An 869-nucleotide genomic window follows, 5' to 3' on the forward strand; every position below is an offset into this window, starting at 1 on the left:
AGGCACAGCGTCACGGTGGTCGAGGGAAGGTTGATCCGCCGCACGACGGGCGCCGCGCTCATGCGGTAGCCGGTGTAACTGACCACGTGGTCGCGCAACCGGGGCGGGGGCCGGTGGCGTACCCGGCAGCGCTCGGGGGCCGGATCGTTCGGTGCCGACTCGCGGGCCACAGCTGCCGCCCCTCTCGACCCGTGCGACTGGGGAGGGCGGGGACCGGCGAGGTGCGCGTTCGTACAAGCCGCGGTCCCGGCCGTGGCTTCAGTCTGGTGGTGCGCACGACGGGCCGTGAAGCCAAGATCACGCCATCCGGTCGAAAGCGGCGGCCCGGAAGTCCTTGTCCGGACCGCGCACGTCCGGACCGGGGACGTGGCACGTGTGCCGGTCGCACGTCGCCGACGTGCGACCGGCCACGGTGCAACTCCTGCCCGTCTCCTCCCTACGAACCGAAGGAGTACTCATGCGTTTCCGTACCGCTGTCGCAGGACTGGGAATCGGAGCGGCACTCGCGCTGGGCGGCCTGTCGGCGCCCGCGCAGGCCGCCGGCCAGGACGGAGCGTCCTCGGCGTTCGGGCCCTCGTGCACCAAGGGCAAGAACCTCACCAACGGGTGGGGAAAGTGCACCACCCGCGGAAACTACAAGTGGCGCGTCAACGTCGACTGCACGCTCGGGGGTTCGGGGTCGAGCAGCGTCGTGACGGGACCGACGCGGACCAACGCGTACTGCAGCTGGGGCAACGTGGAGTACGTGTCCATCGAGTTCCTCTGATCACCCGCGCACCCGCGGTGCTCCGCCACGGGTGCCGGGGCCGCGCGCCCGCGCCGTGACGGCCGGCGCCGGCCCGCCTTCTTCCGCGACGGCCCGGCACCGG

At 72.2% G+C, this 869-nt stretch carries 1 protein-coding gene; it reads left to right on the forward strand.

The window, feature by feature from the left end:
- Positions 1 to 457: 457 nt before the first annotated feature.
- Complete coding sequence (locus A4V12_RS18590) at positions 458 to 766, forward strand: hypothetical protein (protein WP_064070477.1); 309 nt, start codon at positions 458 to 460, stop codon at positions 764 to 766.
- The last annotated feature ends 103 nt before the right edge of the window (positions 767 to 869 follow it).

Origin of the sequence: Streptomyces noursei (assembly GCF_001646665.1) — a bacterium.
GTDB classification, from domain to species: Bacteria; Actinomycetota; Actinomycetes; order Streptomycetales; family Streptomycetaceae; genus Streptomyces; species Streptomyces lavendulocolor.

Bases quoted from the DNA above. Each gene is read 5' to 3' on its own strand.
- A4V12_RS18590 (WP_064070477.1), top strand. From the start codon at position 458: ATGCGTTTCCGTACCGCTGTCGCAGGACTGGGAATCGGAGCGGCACTC.